2 protein-coding genes are annotated in these 1,153 nt (G+C 33.8%); both read left to right on the forward strand.

The annotated features are described in order from the left end of the window. The coding region (locus ACF1B9_RS38030) for a hypothetical protein (protein ID WP_391795995.1) at nt 1-265 on the forward strand (265 nt) is incomplete at its 5' end. 45 nt (nt 266-310) lie between these two features. Next, on the forward strand, nt 311-1,153 hold an 843-nt coding region (locus ACF1B9_RS38035), incomplete at its 3' end, for a WxL protein peptidoglycan domain-containing protein (protein WP_391795996.1).

The following is a 1,153-nucleotide window of genomic DNA, read 5'->3' on the forward strand; positions in this document are numbered from 1 at the left end:
AGTTGGAAATACAATTCAGTATCGTGTTACTTCAGAAACAATCTCCAATACGAATATAACAAGAACTGTATCAGGAGCTGTAATAGATAAAATGACAGCAACGGTATATAGTGGAACGCAATCTGGATCAACCACTATAAATGCAGTAAATGAAATAACAACAACAATAACACCTAATAAAAATATGGTCGATTTAATCAACTATCCAACAACTCCGACTCCTTATGAAACTACGATTACATTTAGTGTGGTTCAAGGGCTGTAATACATAATAGAAAGCCAGGAGCGAAACTTCTGGCTTAAAGAAAGGGTGACATTAGATATGAAAAAAATAACTTTATTAATAGCAATTTTACTTCTCTGTATTCCTTCCATTTCTTTTGCCAAAGACAACGATAAAACAATAGGAAGTAATTACATCATTACTCCTATCTACGACGATAATCAAAATCCAAATCAAACAGGTAGATTTCAGTTATCACTAAAAAAAGACAGCAATTATACTTTATCTTTTCGTATTCGCAATGATTCTACAAAAGCTATTACACTAAGTACACAACCTTTAAATGCCATTACAGAAAGTGGCGGTTCTGTTGGGTTTGTTAAAGATCTGAACAGTGGTCAATACACTGAGGTTGGTCATGATGTGGCCTCCCATTTGAGTATTGATGAGACGGTAGAACTTAATGCTAATGAAGAGAAGGTTATTCCCTTTAATTTAGATACAAAAGATTTAAAAGATGGCACCTATTTAGGTGCCATTTCTTTTAGAGAAAAACAATCTGGAGAATCTACAAGTATAAAAAATGACGACAAGCAGACAGGGACAATTGAAACCAATTATGAAATTGAAAAAATACTACCTGTTGAATTTACGATAGGAAAGCCAACTGCAATTGATAACAAATCATTAGCTAAGTCTTTCGTTAAAGCTGTGCGACAAGAAGACGGTAATTTAAAAATTGATGTGGAAAATGATAATGCTGCTTTAGTAGATGGAGGCAAAATCGATATTACTGTTTTAAAAGATGCATCAAAGGTGTTCTCTTTTGAAACAAACATACAGCTAGCTCCAAAATCAAAGACAACTTTAGAAATCCCTTGGAATGGAGATCTATCCAGTGGTGATTACAAGGCATCTGTAGAAACCACT

It is taken from the genome of Streptomyces sp. NPDC014727 (genome assembly GCF_043083485.1).
Taxonomy (GTDB): Bacteria; Actinomycetota; Actinomycetes; order Streptomycetales; family Streptomycetaceae; genus Streptomyces.